This window comes from Caballeronia fortuita (assembly GCF_001544835.2).
GTDB lineage: Bacteria > Pseudomonadota > Gammaproteobacteria > Burkholderiales > Burkholderiaceae > Caballeronia > Caballeronia fortuita.
The window spans coordinates 96,841-110,675 of sequence record NZ_FCNX02000012.1; the positions used below are offsets into that span (position 1 = coordinate 96,841).

Sequence of the window (13,835 nt, forward strand, 5' to 3'; positions counted from 1 at the left end):
CTCAGACTAACCTCGTGGAGGACTTGCTCTTGACTCCGCACCAGACATTTATTCTATGCACTTGATATCGCTTGCGATTACCGACGTTCGGTCGATTGCGAAGATGACGCTGGACTTTTCCAGTGACAAGCCAACGGCGCGTCGATGGACCCTTTTGCTTGGAGAGAATGGGTGCGGCAAAAGTACCGTCCTCCGGTGCATCGCCTTGGTGCTCGCGGGCGGAGATGGCTTGGCCGACTTGCTAAGTGACCCTGATGCATGGATCCGCCATGGACGTCCGAGTTGCAAGATATCTGCGACAATCGAATTTGAACCGGGGCGCCATTTAGATATTTCGCTGGAAATGCGCCGAGGCGATACGCTGTCGGAGATCTTAGATCGCAATCGTGAATCGTTAGTGCAATTCGACCAGTCCCTGAAGCAGAATTCTGAGTCAGCAGTAGCATTGGGTTATGGCGTCTCCCGCCGATTACCGGTTGCCGGTAGGCGCGTCACTGGGTTGAGCCGGCTAACGCGATCACCACGAGCGGGCGCTTTCGCGACAATGTTTCTGCCCGAATTTCCCCTAATCTCCCTTGAAGATTGGGCCATTGATTTACATTACCGAAAAGGCGCAAAGGGATTATCCGCGATCCGTGATTCGCTCAATACGCTGTTGCCCGGTATGGAATTCGCTCGTATCGATCGCGTGAGAGGTAAACTCATGTTCCGTACGACCGATGGGCCGATTGCTTTGAGCGAGCTTTCGGACGGTTACCAAAGTATGGCTGCATGGTTTGGGGACTTGCTCTTTCGGATCACGCAGACTTTGCCGCATGCTATAAATCCATTAATGGCGTCGGGACTTCTCTTAATCGATGAACTTGATCTCCATCTGCATCCACTTTGGCAACGTAGACTCGTTCAATTTCTCGATAAAACTCTACCTAACTTCCAGATCATCGCAACGACCCACTCGCCGCAGACCGCGCAGCAAAGTTCAGAGGGTGATCTTTATGTAATCAGACGGCATGCTCGAACGAACGCGCCCGAGCTCATACCGTTTGTTGGAGAGCCAAAAACGATGCTGCTCCATCAGCTCATCATGAGTCCAATGTTCGGCATTGATTCGATGGACTCCCTGGAAGTTGAAAAGAAGCGCGCGGCAGCAAGGCGACTCGAATTAACCGACTCACGAACCGCAAATCAAGAAAAGCGTCTTCGCAATCTCGCTACGGAGCTTAGCAGTCTTCCTGAATGGACCGTCTCCAAGGACGAACTAGTGAAGCTTGGCGTTCTTACCGACACGCGTCGCAAAACTGGCCAGGCAAGCCATTCGCCTAAACCTGTAATCTCACCCACACACCTGCGCGCGATGCGTAGACGTCTAGAGGCTAAGGGTGACTCCATGCAAGGAATTGTAGGACGTGCTCCGACTGAGCAACGCGCAACCGAAAGACCTTCACGCGCGTCCACACCTAAGAAGCGGCGGAGCGCGAAGGCATGATCCGACTTACCCGCATTCGCGATGAAGCTCATTTGAAGGGTTTTACTGGTGCTGCCCTTCAGGAAAAGCTCGAAAAGCTTCTGGGATACTATTTTTCCGATCCAGGGAAGGGCGTTGATTTTAAGATCAAATCCCGTCATGTATGGAAAACTGCTAAGAACTCGCTGAAGATTGAATCGCATAACAAATGTGCTTATTGCGAAGCAGATACTGCTACCGTTGCCTACGGTGACGTCGAGCATTTTCGACCTAAAGATCATTATTGGTGGCTTTCCTACTGTTACGACAATTTCGCTTTCAGTTGTCAAGTATGTAATCAATCATACAAGGGTGCGAATTTCCCGGTGGACCAACAGCGACTAGCTAGGCCGAAGCTTCCGCGCGCACTACCAACAGATGTCCTTAAATTATCTTCGTATGCGAAATCGCTGTCCCCAGATCCTTTCGTACATAAAGATAATGCGATAACGCGATTGTTCCGTAGTGAATTAGCACATTTGCCGAACCCTTATCAAGGTCAGCCAGAGAAACTATTTGGATGGAAGGTTACTAAGTCAACGAAAGAGGTCCACGTAGTCCCGAGGAAAGGCAGCGTGCGCTCCACGAAAGCCGTCGTAGCTGCAGAGAAATTCTTGGGCATCAATCGTTCGGAGTTGTTGCGGGTACGTTTTCTGCACTATGAAAGTCTTGAAACTATGGTATCTCTCTTTCAGGACAGTAAGTATAGTCCATCAGCTCAGAAAAAGATGCTGGCTCGCATACAGAGAATGGGAGATAACGATCAGCCGTTCGCCGGGATGAAGCGCTTCTTTCTTCGACAATGGGGTCTCATCGATTAATTAGCGCTGTCGGCCAAGCAAAACCCGCTCGCTGGCGGGGTGAAGAAAGTTCAACCCGTCCTTAATGAATGCGCTTCTTCCGTGCATGTATGCCCCGACGCCTTTTGCAAGCTTCTTGTTTGTGACGTCGAAACGGTCTGCATGCATCTATCCGGCTTCCCAGATTGGCAGTTGCCGAAGCGCAAAAAGGCCGCACCGCGCCGGACGTCGGCGCCAGTAGGCGTCGAAAGGGCAATTAAGCGGCCACCGAAGCGTGCGCCAGTATTGGCTGACGCGGCCACGCGCGCAGTCACTACGCTGCAACGAGATTTTCCGCACGGCTTTCCGCACAGTCCCGCACCGAAGGTTTCTCTCAAGCTTGGGATCCGCAAGGATGTGCTTGGCCGAGCGGCGTCGCTTGCGCTGAGCGAGCGAGACGCTCGTAATGGCGTTAAGCTCTGGTGTCGCGGCGCAATCACTGGCGTAGCACGGGGCAAGTCAGGAGAAGCTCGGCTCGCGCGCAGGGCGAAAGATTGCGAAGCATCGACATGATCAACTGCGTTGACGGCGGACACACGCTTTGGTGCAGACTATATTTTACATAATACAAATTATCGAACGATCGTTCGATAAGAGGGCCGTCGGAAATTAAAGGCGGTTGTCGCAATTCCACGAGTCTCGTTGATGGGAGCGTCGCGGGCCTCCCGGCTGGATAGAGCGAACCGTTCGCGCTCTCCGTCCTCCGCTACGGGATCGACCTCTAGCACTCGATAGCCCGTCTCCGACAGGTCCGCGTCGCAGACGGGCGTGGAGCATTATTGCTTTATTTTCCCAGTCGCCTTGCCGGTCGCGTCCGTCCCCGAAGCGCCATCCGGCGACATGCCCTTTTCACGTTGCTGCATCAGTGTCGGGCCGCCCGAGGCGCTTGCCCCGCTGGAAGCGCTGTCGGTCACTTGATTCTTCGTGGCGCCGTTCTGAGGCGTTGGTGACGGAGCCTTTTGCGTGGTCTGCGCGGGCACGTTCGTGCTTGCCGCTACAAGGAGGACGCTTAACAGAGCTGAGATGCGATTCATGTTTTTCTCCCGAGCCTTACACGGCTTCCCTCATTCTTGAACTAGTCGATTACGGTGCATCGGAGCCGCGGTCACGATCCACCGCCTCATTGGCTGCGTCTTTTGCATCCTCTTCGGCGTTGCCGACTTGTTTTCTTGCCTCGCCAGCAATTTGCTGTGCGTCGCCCTTCGCTTCTTGTGCGGGATCGTCTGTTACTTTGCCGACGCCCTCGTTGATCTTGCCCTTCACCTTTTCGCCGACCCTGACTTGGTCCTCATTCATTGCGGTTCTCCTGAATTCCTGCCGATCGCAGGCTTGACTACACTCGCAAGGAGAGTGCCGACTCCGGTGATGTCTGAGGGAGATAATTAACCGTGTCCGATGCTCCGGAAATCCGGGTTGAACGTCAGCCAGGCGGCTGGATCTGGATCGCACTGGCGGTCGATCCCGACGGCGGGCCATCGCTCGTGCTTCTTCATTCTAAGGAAGCATTCGCGAACGAAGAAGCCGCTCGCTGCGACGCCCAAAACGTCCTCAGGAACCTGGGTTTTTCGAAAACCAGCAAGTGAACCTGCGGCATAGCCGTTGCTGTTTTCTTGAAAAACCCGTCGTTCCGAACATGCAGCCCAGCTCTTCGCGTCCTTCCGGTATGTGGAGCGTCCGATCGTTCCCGAGCGTTACTCCGCCCGTCGCTGTCTTGATTGTCGATGACGATCGCGCCGGGGCGGAGGCGCTTGCGGCCGTTCTGGCGCTCGAAGGGTTCCGAACAACGGTTGTCGAAGGGGGACGGCAAGCATTGACGTCACGGCAAACATTCAGACCACACATTGTCGTCCTGGACATTGAGATGCCGCTCTGTGATGGATTCGCGGTGGCTGCGGCCATGCGTGAATCGGCCTGCTTCGCCGCGGTTCCTATCATCGGGTATAGCTCGCTCAACGAAGCTGAGGTTGTCGAACGCGGCAAACAAGCGCAGATCGACGCGTTCTGCCGAAAAGGGAACACTCTGCATTGCCTGTTCGAACTCATCGAGTTTATGGCGCCGGTCGGGCCCGCCGGCACTTAAACGTCGCCTTGTGTCGCGGGTCACGCGTTCTAGTCGGAGGCGGACTTGCTTTTCCGGGCGGACGCGTTGTGATTGGCACCACTCGACGGTGTGGCAGGCGTGACGGGCTGTCTACCGCCCGAAGATTCTTGCGTTGGAGAACGGGCGCTATCCGCCGTGTTCCCGGTATTGCCTCCCGGCGTGGACGGCTGCATGCCGCCGGCGGATCCTTGTCCACTCACCCGACCGTCTCCCTGCCCCGAAGCTGCAGATTCTTTCGAGCTCGATGCGGAGGGCCCTTGCCCTTCCGTTCCAGCCGCGTGCGCAATGCCGATTACAACGACAGTGACCGCGCACAGGCAGGCATTTCCTAGAATCAGTTTCATACGGCCTCTGAAAGCAGTTCTGACAGCCGGCCTTCTGCCTGATACAAGACAGCAAGTCGCTCCTGTGGACGTCCCCATGTATTCGGTCAGAGTTCTGGTGAATGGAGGTCCGCTTCGACGATTTCCATACCGCGACGCGACGCGGCGTCTCGCGCCGCCTCCTTGGTCTCGAAAGGACCGATTTCCTCGGCGCCGTCAAAAGGAAAGAGCAGTCGTCCGTCCGTCACACGTACGACCTTCAATGTACCCATGAAGCGCCCTGTGGTGCCCGGACGATACGACGCGTACACGCGGTAGTCTTCCGCCGAACGACCAGCAGTCGGCTCGGGGCGCTTCGTTGGAAAGAAGACCAGCTTGGGCCGGCGCAGGCTATTGTTGTCCATGGCGAAAGGCACGACTCGGGCACGTTGAGCCCTTTAGTGCGTGGCTACGTGACGCAAAATCTGCTCCATGTCCAATGCCGTGCGAACCGCAGAGCGCACACCCGTCACCGCCGCCCACCATTCGCTTGGCTGCGGAGCGCGATCGGATCGGTCATTGGTGCAATATTGGACCGATACCGTGCCCGCCATCATGAAATCGCTTCTCTTCATCGAAGACAATCCGTACGACCTCGACCTCGCGCAGATCGCTCTCGAGCCGTATTGTGAAACGTGCGCAATGGCCATCGCCCGCGACGGCGAAGAGGCGCTTGCGTATCTGCGGCGCGAGGGTGCCTGGAAACACCGCCTCAACGACGACCCGGCGCTCGAGTTATTGGACCTCAAGCTGCCAAAGATCGATGGTCTTGCTGTTCTGCAGGAAATCCGCAGAACGCCGAGCATCTCACTACCCGTTGTTGCGTTGACTTCTTCACGTGAACCGCGCGACCTGCGCCGCTGCTACGAACAAGGCGTTAACGCATACCTGGTTAAGCCTACGGATGTCAGCGAATCGAAAATGCTGGCGCTCGTTGCTCCTTTGCTGGTTGCGGTTGAACACGTTCACTGGCGCGGATTGGCGGACTTCGCTCGTAGGGTCGCCGAATGATTGGAATCACAGCGGCAAGCGGTCGGCTGACAGAGGCGCATAGGATGCCTTGAGTTTTGGTGGCGCAGAACCGACACGACCGCAGCACCAACACGGCGCGCCTCCCACGAAAACACGCCGCGCGGTACGTATTGCAAGCCACAAACGAGCTTCTGACATGCTCTAATGCACCCCTAGGGCTGCAAGCGCGAGCACCCCGCCGATACGCGGGAACGGGACCACCGTCTCGAGCACGGACCCGCTCCTCGCGTGTCGGGCAACTATGCTGCGTCCTGCTGCGCATAAGAAGCGAGACGCGTGCGCCGCATGGCTCAACGATGCGTCAACCGAGGTCCGCGCGCCGGGACAAACGCGCGAAACAGCATGTAGAGTCCGGCAAGTCCCACAAGCACATACACGATGCGCGAGGCGGCCGAGCCCGTGCCGAGTATGGCCGCTACGAGATCGAATTGTGCGAGACCAACGAGGCCCCAGTTCAACGCGCCGATGATGACGAGCGCGCCCGCGATCCAGTCGACAGGGTTACGGTGAACGACACTTCCTTCCGATGTAACCGTTGGCATATTGACTCCTTTGTTGAACGACGCGTGTCTTCCTGCGGCGCGTGAGCGCAGCAAGCCGTTTCCGAAAAGTGGGTTGTCTCGCAGCGACTGAGAGGAGCGTCAGAACGTCACTTACAGTCGGTCGATGCTACGAGCCTCAGCGCGAGAGTGCGCTGGCTTGACGCGGCGGGCCCCGCCACGAGGGTCGTTACGTGCATTCATCGGGACTGCAGTGTGTGAATGCGATTGCTTCCAAAGTTGTTTAGCAACGGCCGTGCCGATGCGCCGGCGCAACTTCTCGCGCCTGCCCGAAGGCACCGTTTCACAATCGCTGACCGAGCTTATCGAGCTAAGCCGGCTCGGCGTGCCCACGTAGGCTGGCAGTCGGGCAGCGCCTCGCCGCGCTACTCCATCCGGAATTCTTCCCCGCGCGCACCGCAGCGGCCGCGCAGTTCAGAAGAAGTTCGCTCCACATCGCGTGCGGTAGGAGACGCGCCGCTTCGTCCACGTCGGGGCGACAGCATGACATCGATTATCGCGGACCGATTTAAGGCGATCGTCGACGTTCCCGTTCCGGTCGGGCGCGACCCAATCACCCGAACAGGCGCGTAATCGTCACTGCCAGCCAAGCGCAACGTGGCCATCGTTCTGTGGACCGAACTCATGGCGAGCGGCGAGCGAGGCTAGAACTCCTCGTGGCCTGCTGGGCACGGCAAACAACAGCATCCTTGCACCGCCCGAGGGCGTCTCGAGCACGCACGACCGCCGGACGCTCCGACCATCGATACCTCGCGACAACCACGAGTCCCACCACCGCCAGAGCCACGCCGGCGTACACCGTCGTCAGGACGTCGACGCCTGCCAGCGTCAGTCCGCCGACGAAAGACCCGCCAGAGATGCCGAGGTTAAACGCTGCGACGTTGAGCCCCGCCGCCGTACCGACTGCCTCGGGCGCCACGCGTCGAGCCACAAGCACGACAGTCGCCTGCATGATGGGGGGAACGGCGAAGGCGAATGCACCCCAGACAAACAGGTTGACCAACACCAGCACCGGGTGGTGTGCGGTGAGCAAGAGCGTGCCGACCGACGCGGCGATGCCGGCCAGCGCGATGTTCATGCTGAGCTTCGGGCCATATCGGTCGGATAAACGCCCTCCGCTGATCGTTCCCACTACAGAGCCGAGTCCGAATACCATCAGCCCGAGGGTGACGCCTTCGCTTCGGAATCCCGTGGCATGAGCTAACAGCGGCGACAAGTAAGTGAACACTGCGAACGTCGCTCCCATACCGAGTGCTGCGATCGCATAGAGCGGCATCAACGCCTGGCTCTTCAGCAAAGCGAGCTGCGAGAGAACGGTCCCGGCGCTGCGCTGAGCCGCAAGCGCGGGCAAAAACCGCCAGAGACCGATGGTCGCCAGCGCGCCCATGGCAGCCACTACCAGGAACGGCAGCCGCCAGCTCATCAGATCGCCGAGCCACGTTCCGCCAGGCACGCCAGTCACCATCGCGACCGTCAGGCCACTGACCATGATCGCCACGGCCCGGCCCGACTTCTCGGACGGCACCAGCGACATAGCAACGGTCGTCCCGAGGCCGAAGAACACGCCGTGCGCGACCGCCATCACGATCCGGATCACGAGCAGCGCTGGAAAGGCTGTCGAAAGTCCGGCTGCCAGATTGCATAGCGTAAAGAAAGCCATCAGCGCGAGCAGCAGTGCGCGGCGCGGCAAGCGCGCGGTCACGGCCGAGACCACAGGCGTGCCGACGGTAATGGCCAGTGCGTAGAAACTCACCAGCAAACCGGCCGTCGACACTGAGATGCCGAACGCTCTTCCAATGTCGGGCAACAAGCCGACGATGACGAATTCCGTCGTTCCGATTGCGAACGCGGCAAATGCGAGAGAAAACACTGCTGCGGGCATGATCAACTCCTCGATAAAGTCATTCGCGCTGGCTTCGCAGTGACTGTCGCGCGGACGGGTCCGAAGCCCTCTTGCCGCCGGCGCCCAGCCACCGCAGTGCCGCGCTTCAGAAGTCCTGAACGGTGGGACGAATCACGATCTCGTTGACGTCGACCGAACTAGGCTGCTCGATCGCGTAAGCGATGGCTTGCGCGATCGCGTCCGCTGGAATCGCCATCTTGTAGAAGTCGACGACAAAATTGCGGCTGTCGTCGTGGCCCGATCCGAACTTCAGTTCGGTGTCGATCGCGCCCGGTGAAATGACGGTCGTGCGGATGTTGCCGCCCACTTCGTGACGGAGACCTTCGGAGATTGCGCGGACCGCGAACTTCGTTCCGGAATAAACCGTGCCTCCCGGGCTGAAGACCTTTAGACCCACGACCGACGCGATGTTGACGAAGTGGCCCGACTGCTGTTTTTCGAAAACCGGCAGCGCCGCGGCGACTCCATACAGGAGGCCCTTGATGTTGATGTCAATCATCCGGTCCCACTCGTTGGTCTTGCGCAGTGACAGTGGCGCGATCGCCATCAGACCCGCGTTGTTCACCATGACGTCGAGTCGGCCATGTTGCGCTACGACGTCACTGATCAAGCGGTTGACCTGCTCTTGATCCGTCACGTCGACTTTATGAACCGACACGCGCCCGCCTTTCGCCAGGATTTCCGCGGCAACGCGTTGCAGCTTGTCGAGGCGGCGAGCGGCCAGTGCGACAGTAGCACCTTTGGATGCAAGAAGTTTGGCGGTGGCTTCACCAATTCCGCTCGACGCACCGGTAATGACGACGACTTTGTTTGCCATGATTTCTCTCCAGGAAGTTGGACTGCTTGAGGAGCAGTCTCGTCCCACCGAAGATTTTTGAGTAGACTGGAATATATGGAATGTCTTTTCCACCGTCGCAAAAATCACCGCTGAGCTGCACATGACCCAACTCGCCGACCTCAACGACGTCGCCGTCTTTGTGCGGGTGGCACAGTTCGAGAGCTTCAGCCGCGCCGCGCGCGCGCTCGGCATGCCTGTCTCAACGGTCAGCCGCAAGGTAACCGCGCTCGAAGAACGGCTCGGCGTCACGCTGTTGCAACGCACGACGCGCAAGCTGAGCCTGACGTCACAGGGTCGCGCCTACTTCGATCAATGCAGCGAGCCGTTGAGCCATCTGTACGACGCGGAGCGCGTCATTACTCAGACGCAGAAGAAGCCGGAGGGCGTGCTACGCATCTCCGGTCCTGTGATGCTCGAACAGGAGCCGTTTTACGCGTTCCTGTCGGCATTTCTGAAGGACTATCCGCAAATCTTGGTGGATCTGTATTTCACCAACGCATTCATCGACCTGATCGCCGAAAACGTCGACGTTGCGATTCGCTTCGGAGAATTGCAGGACTCAAGTCTCGTTGCACAGCGAGTGGGAAGGAGCGTGCGGCAACTGGTCGTCTCAGCCGACTATGCGCGAAACCATCCCCTTCCCTCTCGCCCCAACGAGCTGAGCCAGCACCCCTGCGTGCTGATCAACGCCCGCAACAATGAGACGGAATGGCACCTGGTCAGCGGCCGCAAAACGGCCAGGGTGCACGTGAGTGGGCCTGTCGCAGCACGCGACTTCCACATCGTCAGTGCATTCGCGCTCCGGGGGCACGGCATCGCGCTGCTTCCGTCGAGTTATTGCGATCCGCACATTGCCAGCGGAGAACTGGTGCGCGTGCTGCCCGAGTGGTCGTCACCGGAAATATTCGTGCATGCTGTTTATCCGACGCGGCGCTTCATGCCGTCGAAATTGAAGGCGTTTCTTGATGCGCTGAAAGCGTGGCACGGACCGCTTTGGCTTCCGCTGCGCTGAAGCCAAAGCGATCTTGTCCTAACGCCAGCCGAGCGAGGGGGCGACGTGCGTGAGGATCGATTCGATCACGTGTGCGCAGTACTCCACGCCGAGTTGATTCGGCACGGTCAACAGTAGCGTGTCGGCTTCGGCAATCGCCTCGTCGGCTGCGAGCTGCCTGACGAGCGCGTCGGGCTCTGCCGCATAACTGCGGCCGAAAACCGTCCGGATGTTGCCGTCCAGCAGGCCGATCGTGTCGTCGCTGTTCGCATCGCGTCCGAAGTACCTGCGATCGCGATCGTTCACCAGCGGAAAGATGCTACGACTCACCGACACTCGCGGCTCACGCTCGTGTCCGGCTTCCTTCCACGCCTGCCGGTAAGCGCGGATCTGCTCCGCCTGCTGAACATGCAGAGGACGGCCCGACTCATCGTTCTTCAAGGTCGAGCACTGCAGGTTCATGCCCATTCCGGCTGCCCATACCGCGGTGGCGTGCGATCCCGAGCCCCACCAGATGCGATCGCGCAAGCCCTCCGAATGAGGCTCCACCCGTAGCAGGCCCGGCGGGTTCGCGAACATCGGTCGGGGATTTGGCTCGGCGAAACCTTCGCCGCGCAGCACTTCGTAGAACACTTCAGTGTGCCGACGGGCCATATCGCCGTGCGTCTCACCCTCACCCGGTGCAAAGCCGAAATATCGCCAGCCGTCGATCACCTGTTCGCCCGAGCCGCGGCTGATGCCGAGTTGCAGGCGTCCACCGGCGATGAGGTCGGCGGCGCCCGCCTCCTCGGCCATGTACAGCGGGTTCTCGTACCTCATGTCGATGACGGCTGTGCCGATTTCGATGCGGCTGGTTTTCGCGCCCACAGCCGCCAGTAGCGGGAACGGCGACGCGAGCTGCCGCGCGAAATGATGCACGCGGAAAAACGCCCCGTCCGCGCCCAGTTGCTCGGCAGCAACCGCGAGGTCGATGGATTGGAGCAGGACGTCGGAAGCTGAACGCGTGTGCGAGTGTGCCGACTCAGACCAATGGCCAAACGATAAAAAACCGATTTTTTTCATGTCAATGTTGCGCGCAAGCTCGATAGGCGATGCCCGCATCTTGTGCGAATCGGGCAGACGCCGCTTGCACGCGCGCCGTCTGCCCCTTAGTTTTTTGCGGTTCAGGCCGGGAAGTCGGTGGATGCGGAAAGCGACTTCCAGGTTTGCGTTTCGGCCGTCACATACGCATTCTTTTCGGCCAGTGCCTTAAGTGTGTCGGTGCCGAGCGGCAGACGCAGCGGTGGCGTCTCGGCATCGACGAGTCTGATCATCGCGGTTGCCAGTCTTGCAGGATCGCCTGGCTGATTATGATTGATTTCGCCAGCGAGGCGCCGCAGCCTGCCCGAGGTCTCTTCATAGTCACCAATGATCGTCTTGCCGACGGCCAACGACGACGCATCCAGAAAGTCGGTGCGGAAGAACCCGGGCTCGATCATTGTTACGTGAATGCCAAGCGGCCTGAGTTCAGCATGCAGCGCTTCCGTGATACCTTCCACAGCGAATTTCGTCGAGCTGTAGACGCCGACGCCTGCCGCCGCCTGATAACCGACGATTGACGACGTGTTGATCACATGCCCCGAACGCTGTTTGCGCATCACAGGCAACACGGCGCGTGTGACGTTGAGCAAGCCAAACACGTTGGTCTCGTAAATGCGGCGAACCTCGGCATCGCTCGATTCCTCGACCGCCGCGAGCAGCCCGAAGCCCGCGTTATTGACCAGCACATCGATGCGGCCGAACTTATCGACCGCGGCTTCAACCGCTGCCTTCGCCTGTGCCTCGTTTGTCACGTCGAGTGCAAAGGTGAGCAACGCAGGCGACTCTCCAAGCCGCTCGGCGATCGCGGCGGCGTTGCGGCCGGTCGCGACGACGGCGTTGCCATCGTCGAGCGCGGCTTGCGTAATCAGTGCGCCGAAACCGCGGGATGCGCCGGTGATAAACCAGACGCGTTTAAATTGCTGTTTCGTGAGGGTGTTCATGGCTCTTCTCCGTGGTTCGTGCTGGATGTGGAACGAGGTGCATGGGAGAAGTGTCGGACCGGCGGAAGCTTTTGATTAGACGGGAATGGGTGGAATGACTTTTCCGTCAATGGAAAATTGCGCGCGCGAACGCAAATGTGTCCTGCGTCGCTCACCAAGGTCGGGAAGCGCGATTGCGACGAAGCAGGTCTCGGACGCTCGCGGCAACACGGTGTCTGCGCTTATTCGACGGCTTCTAGAAAGACGACGACTCCCGGTTCGCGAGGGACGTCGCCACGTTCCTGAAGGAAGGCGGAGTCGCCCTCGAAGACCACGGCCGCTCCTAAGCGCTGCAGGCGTGAGCGGAAATTAGTCGCGGCCCAGCTTGACGTCCAGACAGTTAGCGTTCTCCATGGAGGAGGAGCAGCAACGTCAAAAGAGCCTTGAGAAGTCCATATCCGGCGAGCCCAATGCCAATTGCCCCGCAGACCGTCAAGGCCAGCGCGATCAAATGGTCGGACATCGGATCCTCATGGTCTGCCTCGCAAAATCGCGGCTTATCGGTTGGAAAACAAGGCTCGCATAGCACAGCTGAGGGCGGTGCCTAAATCTTAGTGCACTAGGACGTCAGCTTGGTCCGCATCACGCGCCGCGCCGCTATCGGCGCCTAGCTCTTTGCGACGAGATGATCGGATCTTGTCACACAGCAAGTCACGCGCCTGCGGCAGTGCGGAAATCGGTCGCAGGACGCCATGGTGCGTTCACCCCTTCCCCGAAAAATGTCTTGGCCTACGCATGCAGGTAGTTCCCGTCGGGACCGAAGTGGTGAGACGACATCAAGAACCACCATCAGCGCCAGGCCATGCGCAGCGTCGATGAGCTGCTTGAGTTCTTCCGTGCGTCCATAGGTCGAGTCGCGCGCGTAGGGCAGCACCCCGTCGTGGCCTAAGTTGCGGTACCGGAAAAGTCGTTGAGCGGCATCAGTTCGATGGTTGTCACGCCAAGTTGCGCAAGTTCCCGCAGACGCGCGTAGCGCCCGCATAGCCACACATCGCGCCGACGTGCCGTTTGTATAGCACCGTTTCTTCTCACGGGCGCCCTTGTCAATCCTCGTTGTTCCAGTTGTATGCGTCAGGATTCAAGACTTCGCTTGCCCAATCACGTCCTGCGGTTGGAAGCGCGACGCGAGATCGAGAGCGGCGAGCTCGCAGTCGAAACAATATCGATACAGCGTCCCGGCCCCGGCGTCGGCTTCCACTTCGGACCCGCCGTCGTCAGCGAGTTCAATTTCGATGAGTTCAGGCGTGGTGCTCCGGCTCGCTGAATCTCGCCTTGCACGCGTTGGAGCGACGGCGCCCCAAGCCGAAAGCGCGTACGCGGATACCCTTGTTGTGGACGCGTCCCGTGATCCTCCTGCCGTTGATATTGAGATGCGCGCCGAAGGAGAGGCAGTGGGTACCTCGGTGCCGCTCATGAACTTGTTGTCGTGCATAGTAGGGCCACTAGTGCTTTGCCATCTTGATTCAAACTCTGCCGCGCTGATTTCGGCCTAAGGCGCGACGCACATGAGTTTGTCCTATCAGCCGGCGTTCGCCCTGTCGAACTGCAAGGCATGAGCAGTCGTCGTAGACGCCCGCTGTCCATGTTGAGATTTTTCTCGTTGCGTGCAGTCGCATTGAACGCACTTGTCGGTGCGACCGGTGTC

General features: G+C 59.1%; 15 protein-coding genes and 1 pseudogene. 7 read left to right on the forward strand and 9 right to left on the reverse strand.

Features of this window, described 5'->3' with window-relative positions; all coding sequences use genetic code 11:
• Positions 1-55: 55 nt before the first annotated feature.
• The 3 genes from AWB77_RS22565 to AWB77_RS37505 all read left to right on the forward strand — a co-directional run bounded on the left by AWB77_RS22565 (position 56) and on the right by AWB77_RS37505 (position 2,856).
• On the forward strand, positions 56-1,486 hold the full coding sequence (locus tag AWB77_RS22565) for an AAA family ATPase (RefSeq protein ID WP_074168938.1): 1,431 nt from the start codon (positions 56-58) through the stop codon (positions 1,484-1,486).
• The gene (locus AWB77_RS35990) at positions 1,483-2,325 is read left to right on the forward strand and encodes an HNH endonuclease family protein (protein WP_157694879.1); all 843 of its coding nucleotides are present in this window, start codon (positions 1,483-1,485) and stop codon (positions 2,323-2,325) included. The genes AWB77_RS22565 and AWB77_RS35990 overlap by 4 nt, the downstream gene beginning before the upstream one ends.
• A gap of 141 nt (positions 2,326-2,466) precedes the next feature.
• Positions 2,467-2,856, forward strand: coding sequence for a ProQ/FINO family protein (locus tag AWB77_RS37505; RefSeq protein WP_082852727.1), 390 nt, complete (start codon positions 2,467-2,469; stop codon positions 2,854-2,856).
• Positions 2,857-3,119: 263 nt separating this feature from the next.
• Here the strand turns inward: AWB77_RS37505 and AWB77_RS35995 are convergent, their stop codons facing one another.
• Together AWB77_RS35995 and AWB77_RS22575 are read right to left on the reverse strand one after the other, a co-directional pair.
• Complete coding sequence (locus AWB77_RS35995) at positions 3,120-3,377, reverse strand: hypothetical protein (protein ID WP_157694881.1); 258 nt, start codon at positions 3,375-3,377, stop codon at positions 3,120-3,122.
• A 49-nt stretch (positions 3,378-3,426) separates the two neighbouring features.
• Positions 3,427-3,639: a CsbD family protein gene (locus tag AWB77_RS22575; protein ID WP_061136672.1), complete on the reverse strand. Its 213-nt coding sequence runs from the start codon at positions 3,637-3,639 to the stop codon at positions 3,427-3,429.
• Positions 3,640-3,731: 92 nt separating this feature from the next.
• On the opposite strand from AWB77_RS22575, the gene AWB77_RS36000 reads away from it, so the two are divergent.
• The gene (locus AWB77_RS36000) at positions 3,732-3,926 is read left to right on the forward strand and encodes a hypothetical protein (protein WP_157694882.1); all 195 of its coding nucleotides are present in this window, start codon (positions 3,732-3,734) and stop codon (positions 3,924-3,926) included.
• Positions 3,927-4,054: 128 nt separating this feature from the next.
• Entirely contained in the window at positions 4,055-4,423 is a 369-nt protein-coding gene (locus tag AWB77_RS22580) for a response regulator (RefSeq protein WP_157694883.1), read from the forward strand.
• 451 nt (positions 4,424-4,874) lie between these two features.
• Here the strand turns inward: AWB77_RS22580 and AWB77_RS22585 are convergent, their stop codons facing one another.
• Entirely contained in the window at positions 4,875-5,171 is a 297-nt protein-coding gene (locus AWB77_RS22585; protein WP_061136674.1) for a DUF6723 family protein, read from the reverse strand.
• 67 nt (positions 5,172-5,238) lie between these two features.
• Between AWB77_RS22585 and AWB77_RS22590 the strand changes: the two genes are divergently transcribed.
• Positions 5,239-5,817 (forward strand): response regulator, encoded by a 579-nt coding sequence (locus AWB77_RS22590; protein WP_082852729.1) that lies wholly within the window; start codon positions 5,239-5,241, stop codon positions 5,815-5,817.
• A gap of 311 nt (positions 5,818-6,128) precedes the next feature.
• Here the strand turns inward: AWB77_RS22590 and AWB77_RS22595 are convergent, their stop codons facing one another.
• From AWB77_RS22595 to AWB77_RS22605, 3 genes are all read right to left on the reverse strand, one after another.
• Positions 6,129-6,380, reverse strand: a complete 252-nt coding sequence (locus AWB77_RS22595) for a DUF378 domain-containing protein (RefSeq protein ID WP_061136676.1) — start codon at positions 6,378-6,380, stop codon at positions 6,129-6,131.
• A gap of 640 nt (positions 6,381-7,020) precedes the next feature.
• Positions 7,021-8,280 (reverse strand): MFS transporter, encoded by a 1,260-nt coding sequence (locus tag AWB77_RS22600; protein ID WP_063936542.1) that lies wholly within the window; start codon positions 8,278-8,280, stop codon positions 7,021-7,023.
• Positions 8,281-8,386: 106 nt separating this feature from the next.
• Entirely contained in the window at positions 8,387-9,118 is a 732-nt protein-coding gene (locus AWB77_RS22605) for an SDR family oxidoreductase (RefSeq protein ID WP_061136677.1), read from the reverse strand.
• A gap of 121 nt (positions 9,119-9,239) precedes the next feature.
• On the opposite strand from AWB77_RS22605, the gene AWB77_RS22610 reads away from it, so the two are divergent.
• Positions 9,240-10,151, forward strand: a complete 912-nt coding sequence (locus AWB77_RS22610) for a LysR family transcriptional regulator (RefSeq protein WP_061136678.1) — start codon at positions 9,240-9,242, stop codon at positions 10,149-10,151.
• 18 nt (positions 10,152-10,169) lie between these two features.
• Here the strand turns inward: AWB77_RS22610 and AWB77_RS22615 are convergent, their stop codons facing one another.
• From AWB77_RS22615 to AWB77_RS37020, 3 genes and pseudogenes are all read right to left on the reverse strand, one after another.
• A complete protein-coding gene (locus tag AWB77_RS22615) occupies positions 10,170-11,192 on the reverse strand; it encodes an LLM class flavin-dependent oxidoreductase (protein ID WP_061136799.1) in 1,023 nt (340 codons plus the stop codon).
• Positions 11,193-11,293: 101 nt separating this feature from the next.
• A complete protein-coding gene (locus AWB77_RS22620; protein ID WP_061136679.1) occupies positions 11,294-12,151 on the reverse strand; it encodes an oxidoreductase in 858 nt (285 codons plus the stop codon).
• Between the two features lie 771 nt (positions 12,152-12,922).
• Positions 12,923-13,376, reverse strand: a pseudogene (locus AWB77_RS37020) (alpha-amylase family glycosyl hydrolase); the annotation flags it as partial.
• Between the last annotated feature and the right edge of the window lie 459 nt (positions 13,377-13,835).

Coding starts and splice junctions, on each gene's coding strand:
- AWB77_RS22575 (WP_061136672.1), bottom strand. CDS start 3,639: ATGAATGAGGACCAAGTCAGGGTCGGCGAAAAGGTGAAGGGCAAGATC.
- AWB77_RS22585 (WP_061136674.1), bottom strand. CDS start 5,171: ATGGACAACAATAGCCTGCGCCGGCCCAAGCTGGTCTTCTTTCCAACG.
- AWB77_RS35995 (WP_157694881.1), bottom strand. CDS start 3,377: ATGAATCGCATCTCAGCTCTGTTAAGCGTCCTCCTTGTAGCGGCAAGC.
- AWB77_RS22605 (WP_061136677.1), bottom strand. CDS start 9,118: ATGGCAAACAAAGTCGTCGTCATTACCGGTGCGTCGAGCGGAATTGGT.
- AWB77_RS22610 (WP_061136678.1), top strand. CDS start 9,240: ATGACCCAACTCGCCGACCTCAACGACGTCGCCGTCTTTGTGCGGGTG.
- AWB77_RS22595 (WP_061136676.1), bottom strand. CDS start 6,380: ATGCCAACGGTTACATCGGAAGGAAGTGTCGTTCACCGTAACCCTGTC.
- AWB77_RS22615 (WP_061136799.1), bottom strand. CDS start 11,192: ATGAAAAAAATCGGTTTTTTATCGTTTGGCCATTGGTCTGAGTCGGCA.
- AWB77_RS35990 (WP_157694879.1), top strand. CDS start 1,483: ATGATCCGACTTACCCGCATTCGCGATGAAGCTCATTTGAAGGGTTTT.
- AWB77_RS22590 (WP_082852729.1), top strand. CDS start 5,239: ATGTCCAATGCCGTGCGAACCGCAGAGCGCACACCCGTCACCGCCGCC.
- AWB77_RS22620 (WP_061136679.1), bottom strand. CDS start 12,151: ATGAACACCCTCACGAAACAGCAATTTAAACGCGTCTGGTTTATCACC.
- AWB77_RS22600 (WP_063936542.1), bottom strand. CDS start 8,280: ATGCCCGCAGCAGTGTTTTCTCTCGCATTTGCCGCGTTCGCAATCGGA.
- AWB77_RS37505 (WP_082852727.1), top strand. CDS start 2,467: ATGCATCTATCCGGCTTCCCAGATTGGCAGTTGCCGAAGCGCAAAAAG.
- AWB77_RS22565 (WP_074168938.1), top strand. CDS start 56: ATGCACTTGATATCGCTTGCGATTACCGACGTTCGGTCGATTGCGAAG.